General features: G+C 46.9%; 22 protein-coding genes and 1 tRNA gene. 12 read left to right on the top strand and 11 right to left on the bottom strand.

Annotated elements, in window-relative coordinates; translation table 11 throughout:
• Positions 1 to 75 precede the first annotated feature (75 nt).
• Positions 76 to 264 carry a hypothetical protein gene (locus AS151_RS21480; RefSeq protein WP_139240593.1) on the top strand — a complete coding sequence of 63 codons (189 nt, stop codon included), beginning with the start codon at positions 76 to 78 and terminating at the stop codon, positions 262 to 264.
• A gap of 112 nt (positions 265 to 376) precedes the next feature.
• Here AS151_RS21480 and AS151_RS09500 read toward each other — a convergent pair whose 3' ends face one another.
• The 6 genes from AS151_RS09500 to glgP form a co-directional block, all read right to left on the bottom strand.
• Positions 377 to 586 carry a hypothetical protein gene (locus AS151_RS09500; RefSeq protein ID WP_071516805.1) on the bottom strand — a complete coding sequence of 70 codons (210 nt, stop codon included), beginning with the start codon at positions 584 to 586 and terminating at the stop codon, positions 377 to 379.
• A 42-nt stretch (positions 587 to 628) separates the two neighbouring features.
• The gene (locus tag AS151_RS09495; protein WP_071516804.1) at positions 629 to 1,672 is read right to left on the bottom strand and encodes a DnaJ C-terminal domain-containing protein; all 1,044 of its coding nucleotides are present in this window, start codon (positions 1,670 to 1,672) and stop codon (positions 629 to 631) included.
• Between the two features lie 103 nt (positions 1,673 to 1,775).
• Positions 1,776 to 2,243: an AAA family ATPase gene (locus tag AS151_RS09490; RefSeq protein WP_071516803.1), complete on the bottom strand. Its 468-nt coding sequence runs from the start codon at positions 2,241 to 2,243 to the stop codon at positions 1,776 to 1,778.
• A 183-nt stretch (positions 2,244 to 2,426) separates the two neighbouring features.
• Complete coding sequence (locus AS151_RS09485; RefSeq protein WP_071516802.1) at positions 2,427 to 3,716, bottom strand: glucose-1-phosphate adenylyltransferase; 1,290 nt, start codon at positions 3,714 to 3,716, stop codon at positions 2,427 to 2,429.
• Between the two features lie 128 nt (positions 3,717 to 3,844).
• The gene (locus AS151_RS09480; RefSeq protein ID WP_071516801.1) at positions 3,845 to 4,681 is read right to left on the bottom strand and encodes a Tab2/Atab2 family RNA-binding protein; all 837 of its coding nucleotides are present in this window, start codon (positions 4,679 to 4,681) and stop codon (positions 3,845 to 3,847) included.
• Positions 4,682 to 4,816: 135 nt separating this feature from the next.
• Complete coding sequence (gene glgP, locus AS151_RS09475; RefSeq protein WP_071516800.1) at positions 4,817 to 7,015, bottom strand: alpha-glucan family phosphorylase; 2,199 nt, start codon at positions 7,013 to 7,015, stop codon at positions 4,817 to 4,819.
• 574 nt (positions 7,016 to 7,589) lie between these two features.
• Between glgP and AS151_RS09470 the strand changes: the two genes are divergently transcribed.
• Positions 7,590 to 8,870, top strand: coding sequence for a valine--pyruvate transaminase (locus AS151_RS09470; protein ID WP_071516812.1), 1,281 nt, complete (start codon positions 7,590 to 7,592; stop codon positions 8,868 to 8,870).
• A 6-nt stretch (positions 8,871 to 8,876) separates the two neighbouring features.
• Positions 8,877 to 9,485, top strand: a complete 609-nt coding sequence (gene rimM, locus AS151_RS09465) for a ribosome maturation factor RimM (RefSeq protein WP_071516799.1) — start codon at positions 8,877 to 8,879, stop codon at positions 9,483 to 9,485.
• 19 nt (positions 9,486 to 9,504) lie between these two features.
• On the opposite strand, the gene AS151_RS09460 is transcribed toward rimM, so the two are convergent.
• The 3 genes from AS151_RS09460 to AS151_RS09450 form a co-directional block, all read right to left on the bottom strand.
• Entirely contained in the window at positions 9,505 to 10,134 is a 630-nt protein-coding gene (locus AS151_RS09460; protein ID WP_071516798.1) for a TerD family protein, read from the bottom strand.
• Positions 10,135 to 10,415: 281 nt separating this feature from the next.
• The gene (locus AS151_RS09455) at positions 10,416 to 11,642 is read right to left on the bottom strand and encodes a cation:proton antiporter (RefSeq protein WP_071516797.1); all 1,227 of its coding nucleotides are present in this window, start codon (positions 11,640 to 11,642) and stop codon (positions 10,416 to 10,418) included.
• 177 nt (positions 11,643 to 11,819) lie between these two features.
• Positions 11,820 to 12,125 carry a WYL domain-containing protein gene (locus AS151_RS09450; protein WP_071516796.1) on the bottom strand — a complete coding sequence of 102 codons (306 nt, stop codon included), beginning with the start codon at positions 12,123 to 12,125 and terminating at the stop codon, positions 11,820 to 11,822.
• Positions 12,126 to 12,684: 559 nt separating this feature from the next.
• On the opposite strand from AS151_RS09450, the gene AS151_RS09445 reads away from it, so the two are divergent.
• From AS151_RS09445 to AS151_RS09425, 6 genes are all read left to right on the top strand, one after another.
• Positions 12,685 to 14,139, top strand: coding sequence for an N-6 DNA methylase (locus AS151_RS09445; protein ID WP_071516811.1), 1,455 nt, complete (start codon positions 12,685 to 12,687; stop codon positions 14,137 to 14,139).
• A complete protein-coding gene (locus tag AS151_RS09440) occupies positions 14,139 to 15,401 on the top strand; it encodes a restriction endonuclease subunit S (protein ID WP_071516795.1) in 1,263 nt (420 codons plus the stop codon). Before AS151_RS09445 ends, AS151_RS09440 begins: the two co-directional genes overlap by 1 nt.
• Positions 15,398 to 17,734 (top strand): type I restriction endonuclease subunit R, encoded by a 2,337-nt coding sequence (locus AS151_RS09435; protein WP_071516794.1) that lies wholly within the window; start codon positions 15,398 to 15,400, stop codon positions 17,732 to 17,734. The genes AS151_RS09440 and AS151_RS09435 overlap by 4 nt, the downstream gene beginning before the upstream one ends.
• Before the next feature lie 504 nt (positions 17,735 to 18,238).
• Positions 18,239 to 18,424: a hypothetical protein gene (locus tag AS151_RS21475; RefSeq protein ID WP_139240592.1), complete on the top strand. Its 186-nt coding sequence runs from the start codon at positions 18,239 to 18,241 to the stop codon at positions 18,422 to 18,424.
• Between the two features lie 7 nt (positions 18,425 to 18,431).
• On the top strand, positions 18,432 to 19,097 hold the full coding sequence (locus AS151_RS20740) for a thermonuclease family protein (protein ID WP_084639482.1): 666 nt from the start codon (positions 18,432 to 18,434) through the stop codon (positions 19,095 to 19,097).
• 217 nt (positions 19,098 to 19,314) lie between these two features.
• A complete protein-coding gene (locus AS151_RS09425; protein WP_071516793.1) occupies positions 19,315 to 20,112 on the top strand; it encodes a sporulation protein in 798 nt (265 codons plus the stop codon).
• Positions 20,113 to 20,203: 91 nt separating this feature from the next.
• Here the strand turns inward: AS151_RS09425 and tenA are convergent, their stop codons facing one another.
• Positions 20,204 to 20,854: a thiaminase II gene (gene tenA, locus AS151_RS09420; protein WP_071516792.1), complete on the bottom strand. Its 651-nt coding sequence runs from the start codon at positions 20,852 to 20,854 to the stop codon at positions 20,204 to 20,206.
• Positions 20,855 to 21,030: 176 nt separating this feature from the next.
• A tRNA-Gly gene (locus tag AS151_RS09415) sits at positions 21,031 to 21,101 on the bottom strand.
• Positions 21,102 to 21,344: 243 nt separating this feature from the next.
• Between AS151_RS09415 and AS151_RS09405 the strand changes: the two genes are divergently transcribed.
• The 3 genes from AS151_RS09405 (at position 21,345) to AS151_RS09395 (ending at position 22,889) form a co-directional block, all read left to right on the top strand.
• Positions 21,345 to 21,944: a DUF2808 domain-containing protein gene (locus AS151_RS09405; RefSeq protein WP_071516790.1), complete on the top strand. Its 600-nt coding sequence runs from the start codon at positions 21,345 to 21,347 to the stop codon at positions 21,942 to 21,944.
• A gap of 234 nt (positions 21,945 to 22,178) precedes the next feature.
• On the top strand, positions 22,179 to 22,514 hold the full coding sequence (locus AS151_RS09400; protein ID WP_211517565.1) for a hypothetical protein: 336 nt from the start codon (positions 22,179 to 22,181) through the stop codon (positions 22,512 to 22,514).
• A gap of 141 nt (positions 22,515 to 22,655) precedes the next feature.
• A complete protein-coding gene (locus tag AS151_RS09395) occupies positions 22,656 to 22,889 on the top strand; it encodes a DUF5678 domain-containing protein (RefSeq protein ID WP_071516789.1) in 234 nt (77 codons plus the stop codon).
• Positions 22,890 to 22,938: the final 49 nt, after the last annotated feature.

The raw sequence follows: 22,938 nt of genomic DNA, 5'->3' as shown, positions 1-22,938 counted from the left end.
GGGGATGGACTAGCATAGCTAATCCATCTAGGCACACCCAATGAAGCGAGAATCTCACGAATTCTATTCGTGAGAGTGTCAATTATAGTTGCCATTGCTGCGACTATGAAGAACAAAAGGAAGAAAAAATTCCGCGCCGGTCTGCTGGCGGTGGTGGTGCGCCTGGTGCCGGTGGCGGTGGTGCCGGTGGCGGTGGTGGTGGCGGCGGTGGCGGCGGTGCTGGCGGTGGTGGAGGAGGTGGAGGAGGTGGTGGTGGTTAAGTAAGCTACCACGATCCACAATCCATCGCACGTTACCTGTCAAAGTGTTTTGAGGCGATCGCATGAATTTTTTATTAGTTTGCGATTTTGCCAGTTTGTCGATTCTACCTATTTTCTCATTTGAGAATATCGTATTTGCCCGCGATCGCTGCTGATACCAAATCCGATGTGTACCAATCATTCATTGAGATAGAGGAAGTACCGAAGAAGACTGCAGGTCGAATGTGGTAAAATTTTTCGGGTTTTCGCAGGACGGATTTGGTATGAAAATTACTGTTTTCCCAAAAAATACAACGGCGATCGCGATCGCCGCAGAGCGTTGGCATGGATTGGTTCGGGAAATACCAATTCAGCCAAGCCTACAAAAGCTATAGATAGAACTTCCGTAAGTGAGCGCGGGGGTCTTGGCGGCGCAACTGGCGCAATTTTTCGTAATGTTGCCGTTCCTCATTGCTGAGATTTTTCGGCGGTACAATAGTCACCCGTGCCAATAGGTCGGAACGTCCTTTTTTCGGCATCGGCCAGCCTTTGGAACGCAGGCGCAGTGCTTGACCGGAACGAACGCCAGCAGGAACGTTTACAGACACTTCGCCATCGGGGGTGGGAACTTGAATGGTAGCACCCAAAGCTGCCTCATCGGGGGTAATGGGCACTTCGCAAACCAAATTATCCCCTTCAAAAGCGAAGAATTCGTGGGGTTTGAGATTGACGCTGAGGTATAAATCGCCGCGCGTGTTCGGATCGTAGGGACTGGGTTTGCCTTTGCCGCGCAAACGGACCCGACTGCCTGGTTTGACACCTGGGGGAATGCGTACTTTCAGCACTTCCGAACCAATTGCTAATTGTTTTTCCACACCGTGGAAGGCGTCGGAGAAATCCAGGGTAATAGAGGCTTCTCGGTCTAACGCTGCTGAAGACGTCGTGGTGGTTCTGCGATCGCTAAAATCGCTAAAGAAATCCTCGAAACCACCAAATCCACCACCAAAACCGGGGTCCCTGGTGGTATCGTAACTCCAGGTTTGGCGGTAGCCACCGGCACCGGGTCCGCCTACGCGACCGAGCAAGTCGTTGAGAAACTCATCGAAACTGGCGTACTTGCTAAAGTCAAAACCACCAAAATCCGTAGCACCAGCAGCACCAGCACCGGCACCATAGCCACCAGCACCGGCGGTGCCCGCTTGTTTCCAATACCGGCCAAACTGGTCGTATTTCTTACGTTTTTCCGGGTCGGAGAGCACTTCGTAGGCTTCGCTGACTTCCTTAAAACGCGCTTCGGCCTCGCGATCGCCTGGGTTCATATCCGGATGGTACTTACGTGCCAGGCGTCGGTAAGCCTTTTTAATTTCATCCGTACTCGCGTTCTTGCTTACTCCAAGAATTTGGTAGTAGTCCTTGAAGTCCGTTGTAGCCATGTTTCTTTCCCTTTCCCGAATGACGGTCTACAAAAGTTCTTGCCACGCAGTCCGAACCTAGTCTGAGCCGCAATTACCTTCGATGGATGTTCCCTGCTCGTTGCTACGAACTGCCATCTAGGCGCATCAAGCGATCGAAACCATCTTCGATCCTTGGTGGGGCATCGTTGAGCTGGCGACTCATGCGCCAGATAATTTCCTCGGGGACTTGACGCTGGCGATGTTGGTTCCTCTCTATACATAATTGTACTGGCGTGTCTAGCCAAACGCCAGTGAGATAGGTGAAGCCAACCGAACGTGCCAGGGCGATCGCTTCACGGCGGTGTCGTCGCTGGGCGTTGGTAGCATCGTAAATCGTTTCTTTTTCTTGTTGTACGGCTTGCACGAATTGCTGCCGAATTTCCTTTTCAATGACTAGCCAAGCACCTTGGATGCCAGCATCGCCGAAAAGTTGCTCCCGAATGGCATCGGTGGAAACGAGCAACCGCTGCGGTTTTTCTGCCAGCATTTTCTGGGCTGAATAGGACTTTCCACTGCCCGGCAAGCCGATCAGGAAAATTAAATGGGCCATATCTCAACCACCAACAGCGATCGCCAGCCAAATGAAAAACTATGAAAAAACAGGGAATGGGAAAAGCGAACCTGTTTGCTTGCCCCTGGGCATGGAAGTCCAGCCAAACCCCATTGCCGTTACCATACCACATTCCCCATTTTTGGCAGCTTTCTCCCGGTGGAAATAGCCGTCTAATCCAGTCTAAATCACGGTTCCCGAAGGAATGACCGCATTTTTCAAAATCACCACGATGCCATTGCGAATGTAAAAGCCTTCCGTTTCCCGATTGGATTCTTGCACCCGAGCCGTATTGACAATTTGCACTTGCCGACCAATGCGCGCGTTTTTATCAATAATTGCCCGGCGGATAGTGGAGTTGGCTCCGATCCCGACCGGAATGGTGTCCTCATCGGCACTAGAATTGCGTTCGGCGTAGGATTCGTAGTAATCCGCTCCCATAATCAAGCTGTCTTCAATAATGCAACCTGCCTCCACACGCGAACGAATACCCAGTACAGAATTGACCACGCGGCAGTCTTTCAGAATACATCCTTCGCCCACAATGGATTCCAGGATTTGGGCATCCAGTAACTTGGTGGGGGGCAAATGCCGGGCGCGGGTGTAAATGGGGGCTTTTTCGTCGTAAAAACTAAAAGGCGGTAAGGGTTGCTGGGTAAGGGCTAAATTGGCATTGTAAAAGGCTTCGATGGTGCCGATGTCTTCCCAGTAGCCGTTGAACAGGTGGGCTTGCACGTTGTATTTGCTGGCGGCTGCAGGAATCACTTCTTTACCGAAGTCTGTGTGTTGGGGATGTTCCCGCAGCAGTTTGTGCATGACCTCCTTGTTGAAAACATAAATCCCCATGGAGGCAATGTAGGGTTGTTTTTTCGCTTGTTCGGCAGGCAGGCCTAAGGAAGAGGTATCTACCCACATTTTTCTGATATCCTCCCCTTTGGGTTTTTCGCTAAAGTCAATAATTTGCCCTTTCTGGTTAACTTTCATCAAGCCAAAGTCAGAAGCCCGTTTTTCATCGATGGGAAGAACGGAAATGGTGATATCGGCATGATTTTCCCGGTGGGTTTCTAAAAATCGGCGGTAGTCCATGCGGTAGAGGTGGTCGCCAGAGAGGATGAGGTATTGGTCCACATCCCATTCTTGAAACAGCCACAAATATTTGCGTACCGCATCGGCGGTTCCTTGGAACCAGGTGGGGTCTTCGGGGGTTTGTTGGGCTGCCAGGACTTCCACAAATCCTTCCAGGAAACCGCTGAAGTTATAGGTACGGGTGATGTGACGGTTGAGGGAAGCGGAGTTAAATTGCGTCAGAACGTAAATCTTCAGGATGTCAGAATTGATACAATTGCTGACAGGAATATCGATGAGGCGATATTTCCCAGCCAGGGGAACCGCAGGCTTAGCCCGCAGTTTGGTGAGCGGATATAGGCGCGTACCGGCACCGCCTCCAAGGATAATGCCTAAGACTCGTTTCACGGGTAAAAACCTCTCAACTGCCAAGGTTGTCTTCAGTTCTCAGTTTAGGACTCAGAGGCTTCGTTGGTAAGGGGGATCGCTAAACTAGCTGGGAAAAAACGGCGCGATCGCTTCTGTGGCTAGCACAATTACGTTTCCCGCAGTAGCAACCAAAATCCCGTGTAGGTCATTCCAGAATTATCCGGTTGTACCAACAAAAAGTGCAAGCCACGACTTTGTAACAATCGTTGCTGGTATAAATGCCCGGCTTCGCTCACTTCTCGATCTTCAAAGGTGGCTAACACCCAACGGTCTGCCAATCCCGCTTCTAAAATTAAACCATCTGGTTGCCCGGGGATGTAATCGATTCTGACGGGATTTTGTTCGGTTAGCCAGTTGCCCAAGCGTTTGGAATTGCGCCCCCCGTCGATAACTACCCCGGGAACGGCAATGGTGGAAGCCAGTTTTAGATTGACGGGCAAAAATTCCTCGGGCATGGATTGAAAAGGCATGGGACGATCGCGAAATAAATCTTCAATGACCCCCGCTTTTAAATTGGCAAATCGCCAGCGATCGCCCCACAGGTGTTCTGGTACCGGTACTGGGGCCGGTCGTTCCACCGCCAGGGGGTCGTATTCTTCGCCGGTATATTCGGGACTTTGACGATAGAAAAACAACCGTTCCCGCAACAATTGCTTTAACATTGCCGTATGCCGGGTGGGAACCACAGCAATCCCCAAGGGATCGGCAGCCGCTTGCAGCAATGGTACGCTCGCCGGACGAAAGACGTGGATGGCTGCTGGCAGTTGCTGGGGGTCGAAGCTTTGCAACTGCGATCGCAGCCATTCGGAACTGGCTGATTTTTGCGGACAAAAGTCAGTATAGCGGAACTCTCCCGTGCGATCGCACAGGAAAAGTTCCCACAGAGGTTGACCTTCTTGGTTTTTCAGCGGACGACGGTAGAAATCTGCTTGCCAGACGGACATAGGGGTTGTGGTGGGAAGAGGAGGGGCTGGGGCTTCGAGGCATGGGGTGTGGGGGCTTCGGAGACAAAATTTACTTTTCTATCTCCCAGGCCCCCACCCTCGGTACGCTCGGTACACTTCTCTACCCAAGCACCACTAAGCGATCGCTTCGGCAAAAACAGGTTCGGCTGTCACTTTTGCCTCAGGGGCATATACCTTCGTCACGTATTCGGAAATCATCCGATCGGTATTGAACACCGGGGCGTTGGTTTTGATGGAGGCCTTCATCATGGCACACCAACCAGGGGACAACCCCGTGCGATCGCGATCGTAGTACAAGGGCACAATTTCAGATTCTAGCAAATGGTAGAGGGACTCCGCATCCCAACGGTCTTGCTGGTTTTGGTCCTCGGCTTCGGCGTCTTTGCCAATAGCCCAGCCGTTGATGCCTTTACCATTAGGGGATTCTTGATAGCCTTCGCACCACCAACCGTCGAGGATACTAAAGTTCAAACCGCCGTTGAGGCAAACTTTTTGACCGCTGGTACCGGAAGCTTCCAAGGGGCGGCGGGGGGTATTCAACCATACATCCACCCCTTGCACCAGTTTCTGGGCAGTGTGAATGTCGTAATCTTCCAAAAAGGCCACCCGGTCGCGGACTTCGGGATGTTTTTCCCGCCATTCAAACAACCGCTGTAACACCCGTTTGCCCTGTTCGTCGGCGGGATGGGCTTTACCGGCAAACACCAACTGTACCGGTCGTTCGGGATTGGCTAAAATCCGCACCATGCGTTCGGGGTCTTGCAGCAGCAAGTAGGCGCGTTTGTACAAACTAAAACGACGGGCAAAGCCAATGGTGAGGACATCCGGATCCAGCAAGCGATCGCAGGCTTCGATTTCAGAAATATCGCCACCGCGGTTTTCTCGGGCTTTTTTGGCTTGGGAACGGGCGTGATTCACCAACCGGTTTTTCAAGATTTGGTGACGCCACCACAGTTCGCCGTCGGGAACGCGATCGATTTGGGACCAAACTTGCGCATCGCTGACCCGGTGGGACCAATCTTCCCCTAAATATTGATTGTACAAATCAGCCATCAACGGTGCCGTCCAGCTACGCACGTGCACACCGTTGGTAATGTGCCCGATGGGAACTTCATCTTCTTGGCAATCAGGATACAGAATTTGCCACATTTGTCGGGAAACTTGGCCATGCAGGCGAGAAACCCCATTGGCAGTGCGGCACATGCGCAAAGCCAAAACGGTCATATTAAACGGTTCCCAGGGATCGCCCAACCGACGCGCCCCTAAAGTAAGGAACTGATGGCGAGTCAATCCCAATTCTCGCCAGTATTCGGCAAAAGAAGAATCCATCAAGTCGGCGGTGAAGGAATCGTGACCGGCAGGAACCGGGGTGTGAGTGGTAAACACGCAGCGTTCTCGCACTTGCGGTTCTACTTCGTGGAAGCTGCGACTGGTTTGCTGCATTTGCTCGCGGGCAATCTCTAAAGTACAAAAGGCAGCATGCCCTTCGTTCAGGTGGTAGAGGCTGGGTTGGACGCCCAATGCTTTTAAAGCACGCACCCCACCAATGCCCAGCAGCATTTCTTGGGCGATGCGGGTATCTTTATTGCCGCCGTACAGATGTCCGGTCAGCCAGCGGTCGATGGGATCGTTGTCTTCTCGGTCGGTATCCAGCAGATATAAGACGGTACGACCCACCATAGCTTTCCAGATTTGAATGTTAACCGGGCGTTCGCGAATGGACAGGGTTATGGTAATGGGATCGCCGTTGCCATCTACCATCAACTGCAAGGGCATTTCGTCAAAGTTGCTATCGATGTAGTAATCTTCTTGCCAGCCGTGGCGGTTGATGCGTTGGTGGAAGTAGCCCTGGCGGTACAGCAAGCCGACCCCTACTATGGGCAAGCCCAAGTCAGAAGCGGATTTGAGATGGTCGCCGGCTAAAATTCCCAAGCCACCGGAGTAGATGGGTAAGGATTCATGAATGCCAAATTCGGCGGAAAAGTAAATAATCGGGCGATCGCGGGTTATATGAGGCGCGACGCGAGCGGCCCAGGTATCGGTTTCTTGCATGTAGCTGTCAAATTTTTCCGCCATGTGTTTAACCCGTTGGATATAAATGGGATCGCTAGCCAGTTGGCTGAGGCGTACGGGATCGACGGAGTTTAAGACAGCCACGGGATTGCGATTGGTGCTCTCCCAAACTTCGGGATAAATATCGCGAAATAGAGATAAGCGATCGCTGGTCCAACTCCACCAGTAGTTGTATGCTAAATCCGCCAGTCGCTGAATGGACAGGGGAAGTTTTTGTCGCAGTTGTTCTATGGGATTCATAGGAGCTGTCTCCAAATAACTTCAGGTAGAAAAAAATAGGGAAAAACAGAGAAAAGCAAGTAAGAACTAGGAAAATACCAGCCAATGCGCTACAATTAGCAAACATCGACCAATTCCCATTCAGTTTGTTGGCGATGGCTCGGGGATGGCACCGGCCAAATGGTTGCAGTTACGGAAGAATCGCTGCAACTGACGACCAAAAACCAGAACAGTTGGCAAAACTTGCAAGTTGGACAAATAGAGGAATATGGCTAGCCTGTCAAATTGGTAGCGTCCAGGGGGTGGCTGCCGGTTGGTACGTCGTCACACGTATTCCTTTCTAGCCACCTTACAATCAAATTTGCCATTCCCCCCAGAACGTCGAATTTTTTTAAGATTTGCTGCTTGATATTCTGGACGCTTTTTCCTACTATTGTGCAAGTGCTACCGATCGTACAAATCCTCTAAAATTAAAAAAGTATTCCTTGCTACGCCTACCTAAGTGGGGAGCAGGTACGATGGAAGCAAGTAAGATCCCTTCGGGGGCTACAGGGCTTCGAGCAGGCGAAACGAGTAATTGAAAAGTGTGTTTGCCGTGAATCCAGCGCTGAGTGAAATCGGAGAACAAATGTCCCACCTGACCGGGGTGCGGGCAATCATGAAAGACATTATTGAAACCCTGCGCTCTGGGGAAGGAAAACATTTCCTGAATTTAAGCGCTGGGAATCCAGTGATTTTGCCCGAGGTAGAGCAATTATGGCGCGATTGTACGGCAGATTTGCTCGCCAGTTCTGAATATGGGGAAGTGGTCTGTCGCTACGGGTCTTCCCAGGGATACGCACCACTGATCGATGCGGTGGTAAAGGATTTTAACCGTCGCTATGGATTAAATTTAAGCGATCGCAACGTTCTCATTACCCCGGGCAGCCAATCTTTATATTTTTACGCTGCCAATGCTTTTGGTGGGTATGCCACCACTGCCAACGGAGAAACTACCGTCAAAAAGGTGGTGCTGCCTTTAAGTCCCGATTATACGGGATATGGGGGGACGGCGTTGCACAAGGAAACCTTGGTTGCCTACAGACCCACCATTGAGGAAGATAAAGCGGCACACCGGTTTAAATACCGCCCCGATTTCAGCCAGGTGGAAATTGACGAACGTACTGGCTGCGTTATTTTTTCTCGCCCTTGCAATCCCACTGGCAACGTTCTCAGCGACGCAGAAGTTCACAAAATTGCCTCTCTAGCAGCGCCCTACAATATTCCAGTTTTGGTAGACTCTGCCTATGGAACCCCATTTCCGGCGTTGAACTTTACCGAAATGACGCCGGTGTTTGGAGAAAATATTCTGCACTGCATGAGTTTGTCTAAAGCTGGCTTACCTGGGGAACGTGTTGGCATTGCCATTGGTGACGAACAGGCAATCCAACCTTTGGAATCGTTCCAAACCAATTTGTGCATTCACTCCCCACGCTACGGACAAGCGATCGCAGCTAGGGCGATCGAATCGGGGGCGTTGGCAGAAATTTCGCAAAATGCCATTCAACCCCACTACAAACACAAATTAGAAATTCTGGAAGCCACTCTAGACCGACACATGCCCGAGGTTCCTTGGATGTTACACCGCACCGAAGGGGGCATTTTTGCTTGGTTGTGGTTCCCAGAGTTGCCCATCAGCGATTGGGAGTTTTATCAAGAAATTAAAAAAGCCGGGGTCATTGTGGTTCCCGGCAGTCCGTTTTTCCCTGGGTTAAAAACCGAGTGGCAGCATACCAAACAGTGCATTCGCATTAGCCTCACGGCTACCCCAGAGGAAATCGAAACGGCTATGAAACGTTTGGCAGAAGTGACAGACCGCGTTCACGCCCAAAAGTAAAGAATTATGACAAACCCCTTGCCAAATAAACCTTTTTCTGCTAAGTCAGAAGTGGAATGGTTGGAAATTGGCAAAATTGTTGCTCCCCAGGGCATCAAAGGGGAATTGCGGGTAGTGCCAGATTCCGATTTTCCAGAACGGTTTTTAGAACCGGGAACTCGGTGGTGGCGGCGTTCGCCTGATAGTACGCCCCAACCGATTCAACTATTGCAGGGGCGCTACCATCCAGGGAAATCTCTCTACATTGTACAGCTAGAGGGGGTCAGCGATCGCGAACAGGCAGAAGCTTGGCGTGGCTGTCGTCTTTTGGTTCCGGCTAGCGAACGACCCCAACTGGAAGCTGGAGAATACCACGTCATGGATTTAATTGGGGTGTCGGTGTACCACCAGCAGACCCAGGCTTATATCGGTCAAGTGGTGGATACCATGGTGGCTGGCAACGACTTGTTGGTGATTCAACCTGCCACCGAAGCAAACAATACCGAATCGGGGTCGAAGAAAAAGCGATCGCAGCGCCAACTTTTGATTCCCTTTGTAGAGGCGATTGTGCCATTTGTCGATTTAGAAAGCGATCGCATAGAAATTTTACCACCAGAAGGCTTATTAGATTTATAAAACCGAGACCATCAAAAAGCTAAGAATATCGTTGCTGCACCAGTTCCTGAAGGCTAGATACCTTCACCCCTTCACCAATCGCCTCCGCTTGCCATTTGCCATCTCGGCGGCATACTTCTGCCAAAATCACGCCAGTTTTATCTTGATAGGAATTGTCAGAAAGGTCGTAGCAAGCAATTTCATGCTCGTGTTCCAAATCCACCAAACGTACGTAAGCATCGTGTACTTGTCCCAGATTTTGTTTCCGAGGGTAAGATTCGTAAATCGTAGCCACAAAAACCAACTTAGCAATCCGACTGGGGATTTTGGGTAAAGTGACAAGAATCTGTTCCTTATCGTGCCTGTATTCTTCTTCGTCTTCTTCCTCTTCTTCTTGAATCAATTTTCCAGTTTGATTGTCTCCTAAATGAGAAATAGAACCAGAAGGATGTTTCAGATTACCATAATAAATAACATCATTACCTTTTTGTACTTTGCCATTTTCATCCAAACACAAAACAGCACTATCTAGGTCAAAATCCGACTGAAAGAACTTTTTCAGACCGCGACCTTTGGTAATTTCCCAGCCCAAACCACACAAAAGTGCCGTCAGACCAGGTGCTTCTTTTCTTAGAGTAATTCTTTGTCCGGTTGTCAGTTTAATAGCCATGGGTCTTAACCATCTCGCTTGCAACAAGTGTCATTCCCCAATTTCATATTATGCCGAATCTCATGCCCAACATCGGCAAAACGCTTGCCAATTTCGCTTGCCTTGAAGGAACAAAACCAAAAACGCTCGATAGGGGAAAGCAACCAAAAGATAGAAATTTGGCTATCTTTACTGGTTGGAAATTTACTCGATCGTACGTCCTATTGTATCTCGCTACAGAGAAAATGTTTGGTGGGGTTTCCGGCCCTTGCCAGGGTGAAGGTTCCGGAAACCACAAAATCCTATTTGCTCTTTTGTACGAAGGCAAAATCAGCAGATTGGGCGGTAGCAGCTTCTTGAGGTTCTTGAGCTTTGTACAATCGCCACCTCGTTACCGCAGGACCAAACAATTCAAATACCATGGTGGTACTAACAATAACTGAAACCAAAAACTGTCCCAGTTGCGGGAAATATTCCAAAGTGATGACAGCCAAACCTAGAGCAATACCAGCTTGGGGAAATAGACTCCAGCCAATATTTTGGCGCACCACAGGTTCTGCATTTACCAGGCGGGCAGCCAAACTACCACCCACAACAAATCCCAAACAACGAGCTAAAACGTATAAAATACCAATGACACCCAGACTTTGCAGCGCGGAAAGGTCTAGTTCGCATCCTGCCAACAGGAAGAAAATGACCAAAAACGGTTCGCTGACATCTTCGACAGTTAGGAAAATATTTTGTTTGGGTTGGGCGCGATTTTTCGCCACGGTCGCACCAAGCACAATACAGGCAAGTAGATAAGAAATTTTGAGCTGATAGGCCAGACCAGCACAGAGAAAGAGAAATCCTGTAATCTCTAACAAACTAGGTTTGCCTTTTTCCAAACGACCCACTAACCGTGCCATAATCCAGCCAATGGAAATGCCCAGAAGAAAGGCACCGCCAATTTCCCAAAGACCGCCTAGAATTTCTTGCGTGGGTTCTCCTTTACCAGCGATTGTTTCTGCAGCTACTAACAAAACGCTAAAAAGGATAACACCCAATATATTATCAAAAGCCAATACGCTAACAATAGTATTGGTTAACTTGCCTTTGGATTTGGTTTCGCTAATCACATCCAAAATGGCTGCCGGTGCAGAAGCTGGGGCTAACCCAGCTAGCAATAGGGCAAATACAATATCCCCACGTAGAAAGTAGGCAGCACAGAAGACAAAGCCAGAAGCAAGGACAGCTTTGCCTAAAGAGATAGAAAAGACAGGAAATCCTTTTTTGAAGAAATCAAAATCGATGAACGCTTCTCCCAATCGAAAGGCGACCATTGACAGGGCAATGTAGGACATGATTGGGAACAGTTCTACGATTTCGTCGGGAACGAGGTTGAGAACGGAAGGACCGATGATTAACCCCGAGATTACAAGCAATGTAACGCGCGGCAGGCGCAAAGTACGAGCGATCGCATAAGCACTGCCGCCGAACATTAAAAATATGCCTAAAACAAAAATATTTGGCAGTTCGGTGGCTTCCATAGCGAACTTTATTCCCTAAAATTGGGTTCTCAGAAAAGCAAAGTACATTGCGAGTTTACCACCAAGGTTGTTGAATGTGCCAAGGTGGGATGGTTTTGCCGATGGAATTGCTGGTATAATAGGCATATTGTGGTTTTTCTAGACGGTCGCGATCGCTTGCCAGCAATCAATTCCCTATTATTGACTTTCTTCTAATTCGCTATAGTTTTTGTATGCTTGGCGAAGTTCGGCAAGAAATATTTTTGACAACCAATCTGGTTCTAGAACTCGAACATTGGCACCGTATCGCAAAAGACGTTGCCGCAGCCAAAACACGCAATCCTCTTTGGTAATAATTTCTACACAATTGCGATCGCGATATACCTCGGATTCGCTACGGCGACGGGGTTGGTAATGGCGTAGCGGTCCGCTCATACGATAGCGTACTTCCATGGTGGGAAAATGGAAAACACACCAAGGCGTTTGGGAGGATCGAACGGCCAACCAACATTGCTTTTCCAAGTGATGCTAGATGCGGGCGTTTTGAAGCCAACCTTAACCGGCGGCTCTCCCAAGTCTGGACAATGAAGAAACGATAATTCTATAATTGGTCAAACACACATTTTCGAGGCATCCCTTCAGATATGGGAATGCAAAGCTTCTTGCTATATCTGATTTTTGGGCGATGCCGTCTCCTATTAATGAATCCCGGCAACGGGATTGAAACAACTATGGCTGGTATTAGGCAGTTACTCTTTATGTTGGTTTCCTATTAATGAATCCCGGCAACGGGATTGAAACATGTGGAAGCACTAGCCACAGCACAAAACTTAGTAGGTTTCCTATTAATGAATCCCGGCAACGGGATGGAAGCCACTCAACTTCCACCTAAGCTGTAGCCACTGCCAGGTATTTCCTGTTAAGGAATCAATATCTCAAGAACCAATAATGTCCCCAAATGTAAAAGAATGTAAAAAACTGTAGCCCGATCGCTGCAATAGATCGGACAATAATAAGGTTGACCGATATAGGACTCGGATCGCACGAATTCATTTTCATTGGTATGTTCGAGCAAACGTTTAAAAATATTGATGATGCGCTCAGGCAAGAGGCGGGCTGTACGACCGAACTCGACTATATTGAGCAAACATCATGGCTGCTGTTTTTGAAATATCTTGACGATTTGGAATCTGAGGAAGCAGAAAGGGCAGAATTAAGGGGACAAGACTATCAGTTTATCCTTGATGAACCCTATCGCTGGTCGGCATGGGCTGCCCCCAAGCGGGAAGATGGGAGACTGGATGAAGATCGCGCCTTGACCGGCGATGATTTGACTGCTTTTGTCAATAACAAACTGTTCCCCTACCTGCAAAGCTTCAAGAATACGGCGGACGACCCCAACACCATTAAATATAAAATTGGGGAAATCTTTTGGGAGATCAAAAGCAAATTCCAGAGTGGCTACACCATGCGCGATGTTCTGGATGAAGTGGATGATTTGCAGTTTAAGTCGCAACAGGAAAAACACGAACTCTCCCATCTGTATGAAGCCAAAATCCGGAATATGGGCAATGCTGGGCGCAATGGCGGTGAGTATTACACGCCCCGTCCTTTGATTCGTGCCATGATTCAGGTGATTAAGCCGAAAATTGGCGAGCAAATTTACGATGGGGCTTGCGGTTCCGCAGGGTTCCTTTGCGAGGGGTATGAGTATCTAAGCAACCAAGAAAACCTCACCACCGAAGATGTAGAAACGTTGCGGGAACGGACATTCTACGGGAAAGAGAAAAAGAGTCTGGCTTATGTCATCGGCATTATGAACACGATCCTACATGGGATTAATGCCCCCAATATCATCCACACCAATACCCTGACCGAAAATGTAAACGATATCCAACCTAAAGACCGGGTTGATGTCGTAATGGCTAACCCGCCGTTCGGAGGAACAGAACGGAAGGAAATCAGGCAAAATTTCCCCATTCAAACCGGGGAAACGGCATTTCTATTCTTACAACACTTCATCCGTAAGCTAAAGAATGGCGGACGAGGCGCAGTCATCATCAAAAATACTTTCCTTTCCAATGCCGATAATGCCTGCCGTTCCCTGCGAGAAGAATTATTAAATAGTTGCAATTTGCATACTATCTTAGATTGTCCCGGTGGCGTTTTTCTTGGGGCAGGGGTCAAAACGGTGGTATTATTTTTCGAGAAAGGCAAACCCACCGAAAAGATTTGGTATTACCAGTTAAAACCGGGACGCAGTTTAGGTAAAACCGATCCCCTTAATGATGACGATCTGAAAGAGTTTGTAGAACTGCAAGCGACTTCTGCTGAGTCCGAGAGGTCATGGACAGTCAATGTGAATGATATTGACCGCGAAACATTTGATTTATCAGTAAAGAATCCCAACACACCGGAAGAAGATCCGTTACGAGATCCATCCGAAATATTGGCGGAAATTAAAGCATTGGATGAAGAAAGTGAAGAGATTCTTACCAAAATTGGAGGAATGTTGTAATGAATAGATGGAAAATTATAGAACTAGCTGAAGTCTGTTCAGTTTTCACCGATGGAGATTGGGTTGAAAAAAAAGATCAAGATACTTCGGGAATTAGATTGATTCAAACAGGAAATATAGGTATTGGTGATTTTAAAAACAGAATAGAAAAAGCTCGATATATTAGTTATGAAACATTCAAAAAATTAAATTGTAAGCAAGTATTCGAGGGGGATTGTCTAATTTCTAGATTGCCTGATCCTGTTGGGAGAGCTTGTATTATTCCTGATACAGGCGAAGATATGATTACAGCAGTTGATTGCACTATTGTCAGATTCAAGGAAAATATAATTCACCCAAAATTTTTTACGTTTTATTCTCAAAGTTACAAATATATTAGGCAAGTTAATAGTGTTTGTACTGGAACAACTAGAAAAAGGATTAGTAGAAAAAATCTAGCAAAATTAAGAATTCCTCTACCCCCTCTTTCTGAACAAAAGCAGATTGTAGAAATATTAGATAAGGCATTTGAGGGAATCGATCGCGCGATCGCGAACACCGAAAAAAACCTTGCTAATGCCCGTGAAGTTTTTGAGAATTATCTAAATAACATATTTTCCCAACAGAGTGAAGATTGGGTCGAGAAGAAATTACGAGATTTAATTGAAATTTCGCATGGGTATGCTTTTAAGGGATCCGATTTCAAAGAAAGTAATGATTCGACCAAACCCATAGTTTTAACTCCTGGAAATTATACGGAAAGAGGGAAACTGTATTTTACGCCAAAAAATACTAAACGACTTATGAATAATCCCCCAAACGGTTATCTATTTAATATTGGGGATTTAACAATAGTTATGACAGATCTTTCTTCCAAAATGAAAATTTTGGGAAAACCAGCTTTTATTGAACATCCCAACATTCTTCATAACCAGCGAATTGGTCGTGTTATCTTCAAAAATAATCTTGTAAATTCCAAGTACCTATTTTATTTCTTACAAACTCGAATTATATCTGATTATATTAAAGCCACAGCTACAGGTACAATGGTTCGTCACACTGCCCCTAAAAGGATACTAGCTAATAATATTTATTTGCCAAAAAACCCCAACAAGCAAAGTGAAATTGTAGAAAAACTAGATCGAGTATCGGCTCAAACGGAACGCCTCGAAGCTATTTACCAACGCAAACTCGAATCCCTGCAAGAATTAAAACAATCCCTTCTCCACAAAGCCTTTACCGGAGAACTGACCAACTCCACTGTTGAGGAAATCGCAGCATGAATGAAGAAGAAACCAGAGCGGAATTAATCGATTCTGCTCTCCGTGATGCTGGTTGGGGAGAGGTAGAAGGGAGTCGGGTGCGTCGGGAACTTTTAGCCCCTGGGCGTTTAATTGGTGGGGGAAAACGTGCCCCTGCAAAAGCAGCGGATTATGTTCTGATTTACTATAACCATAAATTAGCAGTCATTGAAGCTAAAAAGCGCGAGGCTCCTTATACAGAGGGCGTACAGCAAGCTAAAGAGTATGCCCAATCATTACAAACTCGCTTTGCTTACGCCACCAATGGCGATCGCATTTATCAAGTTGATATGCGAACAGGGCGCGAACAGGAAATTACGGCTTATCCTAGCCCCCAACAACTATGGAATCTAACTTACAGTGAAGCCAACGAGTGGCGCGATCGGTTTGCTGAAATTCCCTTTGAAGATAAAGGGGGGAGTTGGGAAGCTCGTTACTATCAGCATAATGCCATTACCAATATCTTAGAGGCGATCGCGCAGGGAAAACGGCGCATCCTGCTAACCATGGCAACGGGAACCGGAAAAACCTTTATCGCCTTCCAACTGTCGTGGAAACTATTTCAGAGTCGCTGGAATCTTTCTGGAAAGCCCACTCGCCGTCCCCGTATCCTATTCCTTGCCGATCGGAATATATTAGCTAACCAAGCCTTTGGCGATTTTTCTGCCTTTCCCGATGATGCCTTAGTTCGCATCGATCCCGATATCATCAAGAAAAAAGGGAAAGTTCCCAAAAATGGCAGCATCTTCTTTACCATCTTTCAAACTTTTATGACGGGGAAAGATAGCGAGGGCAATCCCGCCCCCAACTTTGGAGAATATCCCCCCGATTTCTTCGATCTTGTCATTGTTGATGAATGCCATCGCGGCGGTGCCAATGACGAAAGCACTTGGCGCAGCATTCTGGAATATTTCTCCCCGGCTGTACAGCTAGGATTAACCGCAACTCCCCGCCGTGATATCAACGCCGATACTTATGACTACTTTGGGAAACCCGTTTACACCTATTCCCTCGCCAACGGCATCGAAGATGGCTATCTTACGCCGTTCAAAGTCAAGCAGATTGAAACTAGCCTTGATGAATATGTTTATAGCGAAGAAGACAAGGTGTTAGCGGGACAAATTGAAGAAGGTCGGGTTTATACAGAAAAAGACTTCAATCGCATCATTGAGATGCGTCCCCGCGAAGCCTATCGGGTCAAACTCTTTATGGAGGACATCGACCAAAACGAGAAAACCCTAGTTTTCTGCATGGATCAAGACCATGCCCTGATGGTGCGGGATTTAATCAACCAAATGAAAATTAGCACCGACCCCAACTATTGCGTCCGGGTTACGGCAGATGATGGAAAACTGGGAGAACAGCAACTGCGAACCTTTCAGGATAACGAAAAAAGCATTCCCACCATTCTGACCACTTCCCGTAAATTGTCCACTGGGGTTGATGCCCGCAATGTCCGCAATATTGTCTTGATGCGTCCCATTAACTCCATTATTGAGTTTAAGCAGATTATTGGCCGGGGAACGCGGGTCTTTGAAGGGAAAGACTATTTCACCATCTACGATTTTGTCGAGGCTTACAAACACTTTTACGACTACGAATGGGATGGCGAACCGGAACCCCCGACACCGATTACCCCAAAAGAAGGCAAATCCGGCAACGAGTCTAGCGGAGATAATAACGATCGTCCCGAACCGGAAGAACAAGACACCGGCAACCAACGCCAAAAAGTAGTTATCGAATTGGCTGACGGCAAAGAACGAACCATTCAGCACGCCATTCAGACTACCTATTGCAGTCCGGAAGGCAAACCCCTCTCTGCCCAAGAATTTATTGAACGACTTTATGGGGAATTGCCGGAACTGTTTCAAGATGAAGCCCAACTGCGATCGCTGTGGAGTCGCCCCGATACTCGCAAAGCCCTATTACAAGGGCTAGCGGAAAAGGGATATGGCGATGAAGCCTTGGCCGATATCAGCCGAATCATTGATGCCGAAAAAAGCGATTTGTTTGATGTCCTAAACTACATTGCCTACGCGGAACCACCCATTAGCCGTCGGGAACGGGTTTTTGCCAACAAGAATCTTATTTTCTCCCGCTATATTGAGAAACAGCAGGAATTTCTCGATTTTGTTCTGAACCAATACATCGAAGTCGGGGTTAGTGAATTAGATAACAATAAACTTCCCAATTTACTAGAACTAAAATATGGGAGTATTGACGATGCTAAGAAGGAACTAGGAAACATTCCAGAAATTAAGAATGTCTTCGTAGAGTTCCAACAATTTCTATACAATACCAGCCAAGCAGCTTAGTTTCCAACGAATTAATTTGACATATAAATGGATTTTAGCTTTTCAATGAATCCCGGCAACGGAATTGAAACTTAGCTCCATTATTAACTTTTCTTTTATCTTCAGGAAGGTTTCCTATTAATGAATCCCGGCAACGGGATTGAAACATTTTAATGAATCCCGGCAACGGGATTGAAACAATTACAAAATCGGGAAAAATAAGATTGAGGAAAAGCGATCGCTATTTCCCAAATCAGAACCCTCCTCAATCTTCCACACAGACATAGCAAACACAAACAACCTATCTCACCAACCAAAAGAGCCTACTCTTAAACCAAACTAATCGTTGCCAGCGAACCCTTTTACCATTTCAATCCAAATCTAAAGATTTCCCACTCAGTAAATGAGAATATATTGCAACAAAAAAACGAGATTGCGACTTTTCAGCAAATAGGGTACGATCGAAACATCCTGAAAAGGATCTAATGTGGGCTTTTATTGCCAAAATTACCCCAAACACCCAATTTGGAAGCCGAAACGTCCATCTTTCCGTCGAACCTCACCGCGATCGCCTCTCCAAAAACCAGTCGGCGCGTGATTAAGTTTTATGAAGCCGCCGCGACCTCCTTTGACAAAATCGGATTTTTATGGTATGCAACGCCATCAAAAATGCTAGCTGGTTGGATAGAGACACGCTACAGCCAACCATAAATGCCAAATGAAACTTCCCAAAATTGCTACCAGCCTTCTATTCGCCGTGGGATTGCTGTTCGTACCAAGTTCCACCACAGCGCAAACCACCGTCGTCGTAGAAAGAATTAAAGATGGCGACACCTTCGTCACCCAAAACAACCAAAGCATCAGACTCGCCTGTATCGACGCTCCCGAAAGCCGTCAAACTGATGGCGTGGCGGCGACCCAATATCTCACCCGTTTGATTCCCCCAGGAACGCAAGTGCAAATCATTCCAGTAGACCGCGATCGCTTCGGACGTACCATTGCAGTTGTCTATCACAATAGCAACATCAACCAATCCATGGTCAAATCCGGACATGCAGCGGTCTATCGGCAATATTTGAACAACTGTTCCAATAGCCGCCAAGCCTTGCTAGCAGCAGAACAAAAAGCCAAACAGCAAAATCGAGGCATGTGGCATCAAGAAAATCCCTGCATGCCCTGGGATTTCCGTTCTGGAAACTGCCACTCAGCGCGATCGCAACCAGCAAATGACGGTAGCTGCGACCCCTCCTACCCCGATGTTTGCATTCCCTCGCCGCCGCCGGACCTGGATTGCGGCGATATTTCCGAAAGAAGATTTCGCGTCCGAGGATCGGACCCCCATCGGTTTGATGGCGATAACGATGGAATTGGTTGTGAGAGCTAGAAATCAAAAAATCCAATTTTATGGCTTGGTAGAAGATAGGGAATCTTGAGATACGAGCGATCGCTTGATTCCCTTGAATGGCATTTTTATCTTCAATTGGAACAAAATCTTCCCATATGGCATTAAGTTTTATTTCCCAATTCCCCATCTTTACCGTTCGTAAAAGATAAACTGGCGGCAACTTGTTTGCTGTCGCCAAACGGAAAAAAACTTGACCATGTCTGTATTTGACCAATTGCTAGCCAGAGTCGGCATTGGGTCTGCAACCGTCGATACCCAATTAAACAAAGACACTTTTGTTCCTGGGGAAACCATCGAAGGAGAAATCTTGATGAAAGGAGGGGAAGCTTCCCAGGAAATTGAAAATCTTTACCTCTACATCACCACGGAATATAAATGCGAAGTGGAAGATGAGGAGGGGGAAGAAACAACAGTCTGGGAAAAATATATTCTCGCAGAACATCGCCTAGGAGATAGCTTTTCTTTAGAACCCGACCAAGAACACAACCTTCCCTTTTCCTGCCAGCTTCCTTACGAAACGCCTATTACAGTAGGAGACCAACCCGTCTACATAAGTACGGGATTGGATATTTCTTTTGCACTCGATCCCCAAGATAAAGATGACATCCAAGTCAATCCCCATCCAGCCGTGGAAAAAATTTTAGCAATTCTCAACGAACTTGGATTCGAAGTGCATAAAGCTGAATGCAAGCAAAGTTCTCTTTTTGAAGACAGAATTCCTTTCGTTCAAGAATTTGAATTTCATCCTAGCGGTTCTTACGAAGACTATTTGGACGAACTGGAAGTGATTTTCTTTTTAGAAGAAGGCGAAAGCTTGGATATTTTTATGGAAATCGATCGCCAAGCACGGGGTTTGAAAAGTTGGTTCCAGGAAATAACAGATACGGACGAAAGTCAAGTTAGAATTAGCTTGAATTCAGAACAATTAAATCTCAACTTTGACGAACTAACATCTTTCTTTGATAGGGCTATTCAAAAGCGTTTGGAGAGCTAATTGTTTGACTTTCCTTTCTCCATGCTAAAATTACTTTCATGGATTTGTATCTACCACTTCGCGATCTCCCAATTACATTATCAAAAACCCATCAAACTGGCCATTCTTCGTATTGGTAAGCACTATCCCAAAATACCCATTCCAAACGCGAAGACATGGTAAAGGCTGATTCCATACGTTCGCGCATAGCTGGTGTTGTTGCTGCTGCCACTTCATCGGTTATCGCGATCGCAGATTCTACCGCTTTGGCAAAATCTTCCCCCGAATACATATCGATCCATTTTTGATAGGGATGGTCGGGTATGGCATGTTCGCCAATGTAACGACCCACTTCCTGATAAATCCAAAAACAGGGTAAAAGAGCGGCTATTGCTTCTTCATAGGGTTGCAATGCAGCTGTGGCTAACAGAAAATTAGTATATGTAAAGCAACCAGGTGCTTTGGGAACGTCTACTTCGATTTCGTATTCAGCAAAAAACGCTTCATGCAAACCCCTCTCAGCCGCGATCGCGCCTTGAGCAAATTCTAGAAATTGTACCACGCGATGAGGTATCGTAGACTTCGCACCTACCAAAGCCAAAGCGCGAGCAAAATCCACCAAATACAAGGAATCCTGTTTGAGGTAAAATTGAAATGTCTCCTGGGTCAGGGTACCCTGCATAAATTCCTGGTTAAAAGGATGCTCTAAAATGCTCTGATAGATCGGTTGAATATTCTTCCAAAGCGTATTTGTAAATCTCATAGACCGATCCTCAATTTTATAATTTTTTCTCGTATGAGCTAGCCGTCGCGATCGCCAATTGCCACCCACTAGCCATTGAAAATCAAAACAAACGCTCCCTTGGTATCAAAATTTCTACCAATCGAACAAGCGAAAAATAAAAGAAGAGCCAACTGCTATTAGCTCGCGTTCCAAAAAGCGGGCAGCGGGAATCGAACCCGCATCATCAGCTTGGAAGGCTGAGGTTTTACCACTAAACTATGCCCGCAACCAGGGAGCGTCTTGCCTTTACCTACGCAAGCATAAACTACCATAACATATTTTCTAGAGCTGGTCTAGAGAAAAATGAAATTTTGGCCGCTGTCGGCAAGATATGTTTCCAGGCGAGCGCCAGCCAAAAACAAAGTATTAAATTTCACCGACAGGGGGGAGCGCTTCGAGATAATCTAGATAAAGGGTGACAAAAACAATCGGACCCTATGTCCAATTCCCGTTTGGGAGGAAGCAACTTATGGAAAATTGCTCCAAGTATCGCTGGTCGGTGGCACTCGCGATCGCAGCTATGGGAATCTTGCCTGGCTATGCATCAACGTTGTCGGCATCCACCAATCCAGTTTTTCTATCCCAACAACAGCAACCTCCCCGCTTTATCCAACCGCCACGATTTGTGGAAGCTGTGGCTACCCACAACAACAGCAACGCAACCACCTCTACCTATTATTTCACCATTCGCGTACCGGAAGGTGCCGGTGCTTCCCTACGCCAGATACAGCTAGAACAACTGGAAGGGGTGGAATTTGTACGGTTGCGCCAAGGCAAACATGTGGCCTTTTTAGGAACCCGTTCCGAGAGGGGAGAAGAAATTCCCATTGCCTCTGTCAAACGCGATCGCGATCGACGCATCTTTACCGTTGTTCTCGATCGACCCGTTCTTACTGGTAGCCATGTTACCATTGGTTTGCGTCCGGTACGCAATCCTGACACTGGGGGCGTTTACTTATATAGAGTGGGTGTATCTCCAAGTGAAGAATCTCCCTGGCAAGTCATTGGGGTAGCACGCTTGCATTTCTACGACCGCGGCAACAACGATGGGGTCGAACTGGATTTATAACACGCGCGCGAATTGGTGAAGTGCGGGAAACGAGTTGGTTTTGGGAAACAAACAGTTGCGTGCGATCGAAAACACCAACTCTTTGCGATCTGAGGCTATTCCCTGTCAAAATTTTCATATAAAGCTAGAATAAAATCCATAAAACCAACTATATTTTTCTGCAAACAACCCATACGCCATTGTGCAAACGACTCCATTCCTTAGATTCCCTGCAAATCTTCTTCCTCTACCGCTATGTTTGTTCCCTCATCCCAGTCGCATCCAGACCCGAGCTTTGTCGAGCTCGTACGCTTTAGCGATCGCATTGCCAAAACCAAGCCAGCTAAAACCATCAACCAACCCAAAACTTACGAAGAAGCGGAATATGTTCGTTTAAAACCTCGGGATGAAGCTCACGCTACCCCCCTTCCCCCTTTGCGAGAACGGGATACAAAAGCTCTAACCGCCTTATTCAATCGAGAAGATGCCGAAGAAATTCAGGATGATGTTAATAGTTACTTAAGCTGTTTGTTCCCTACACCCTGCTGGGAGGACGATCCGTTTGATTTTTTACAAGAGTATATTTCTTAATTTTTTGTTAGGTATTTCTATGGAAAGGTTGAATATTTATTGGGCAATCATAGGCAAGCATGTTATTTTACAAGTGGAAGTGAAAGCAAAATAGGTAAGTAGAAAAACGCAAACCCACCTGAATCGGAGGTGATTTTCAGTATGAGCGATATTACTCCCCAACAACTATCAGAAATCGTACAGCAGGACCAACAGTGGCTGGAAGAGAACTACGAAGAACTAAGCCAGAATTATTCTGGCGAAACAGTAGCGATTGAAGGTAAAAAAATTGTTGCCGTTGGCGACGACGCTGTAGAAGACTATTGTTTTTGCGACCAACCCGAAAACTCTTCCGGTCCTTTAATTCTCTCATTTCCCAGTCAAAAACAACAGTAGAAACTAGCTAAAAATTAAAATTCCCAGCTACGGCTCTATTCTATTGCAA

This window comes from Geitlerinema sp. PCC 9228, from assembly GCF_001870905.1.
In the GTDB taxonomy this organism is placed as follows: Bacteria; Cyanobacteriota; Cyanobacteriia; order Cyanobacteriales; family PCC-9228; genus PCC-9228.
Note: the sequence above shows the minus strand (reverse complement) of the source record. Positions and strands in the feature narration are given on the sequence as shown.

Bases quoted from the DNA above. Each gene is read 5' to 3' on its own strand.
- tenA (WP_071516792.1), bottom strand. From the start codon at position 20,854: ATGAGATTTACAAATACGCTTTGGAAGAATATTCAACCGATCTATCAG.
- AS151_RS09405 (WP_071516790.1), top strand. From the start codon at position 21,345: ATGGAAAATTGCTCCAAGTATCGCTGGTCGGTGGCACTCGCGATCGCA.
- AS151_RS09435 (WP_071516794.1), top strand. From the start codon at position 15,398: ATGAATGAAGAAGAAACCAGAGCGGAATTAATCGATTCTGCTCTCCGT.
- AS151_RS09500 (WP_071516805.1), bottom strand. From the start codon at position 586: ATGCCAACGCTCTGCGGCGATCGCGATCGCCGTTGTATTTTTTGGGAA.
- AS151_RS09495 (WP_071516804.1), bottom strand. From the start codon at position 1,672: ATGGCTACAACGGACTTCAAGGACTACTACCAAATTCTTGGAGTAAGC.
- AS151_RS09400 (WP_211517565.1), top strand. From the start codon at position 22,179: ATGTTTGTTCCCTCATCCCAGTCGCATCCAGACCCGAGCTTTGTCGAG.
- AS151_RS09395 (WP_071516789.1), top strand. From the start codon at position 22,656: ATGAGCGATATTACTCCCCAACAACTATCAGAAATCGTACAGCAGGAC.
- AS151_RS09480 (WP_071516801.1), bottom strand. From the start codon at position 4,681: ATGTCCGTCTGGCAAGCAGATTTCTACCGTCGTCCGCTGAAAAACCAA.
- AS151_RS09445 (WP_071516811.1), top strand. From the start codon at position 12,685: ATGTTCGAGCAAACGTTTAAAAATATTGATGATGCGCTCAGGCAAGAG.
- AS151_RS09440 (WP_071516795.1), top strand. From the start codon at position 14,139: ATGAATAGATGGAAAATTATAGAACTAGCTGAAGTCTGTTCAGTTTTC.
- AS151_RS09490 (WP_071516803.1), bottom strand. From the start codon at position 2,243: ATGGCCCATTTAATTTTCCTGATCGGCTTGCCGGGCAGTGGAAAGTCC.
- AS151_RS20740 (WP_084639482.1), top strand. From the start codon at position 18,432: ATGAAACTTCCCAAAATTGCTACCAGCCTTCTATTCGCCGTGGGATTG.
- glgP (WP_071516800.1), bottom strand. From the start codon at position 7,015: ATGAATCCCATAGAACAACTGCGACAAAAACTTCCCCTGTCCATTCAG.
- AS151_RS09455 (WP_071516797.1), bottom strand. From the start codon at position 11,642: ATGGAAGCCACCGAACTGCCAAATATTTTTGTTTTAGGCATATTTTTA.
- AS151_RS09425 (WP_071516793.1), top strand. From the start codon at position 19,315: ATGTCTGTATTTGACCAATTGCTAGCCAGAGTCGGCATTGGGTCTGCA.
- rimM (WP_071516799.1), top strand. From the start codon at position 8,877: ATGACAAACCCCTTGCCAAATAAACCTTTTTCTGCTAAGTCAGAAGTG.
- AS151_RS09460 (WP_071516798.1), bottom strand. From the start codon at position 10,134: ATGGCTATTAAACTGACAACCGGACAAAGAATTACTCTAAGAAAAGAA.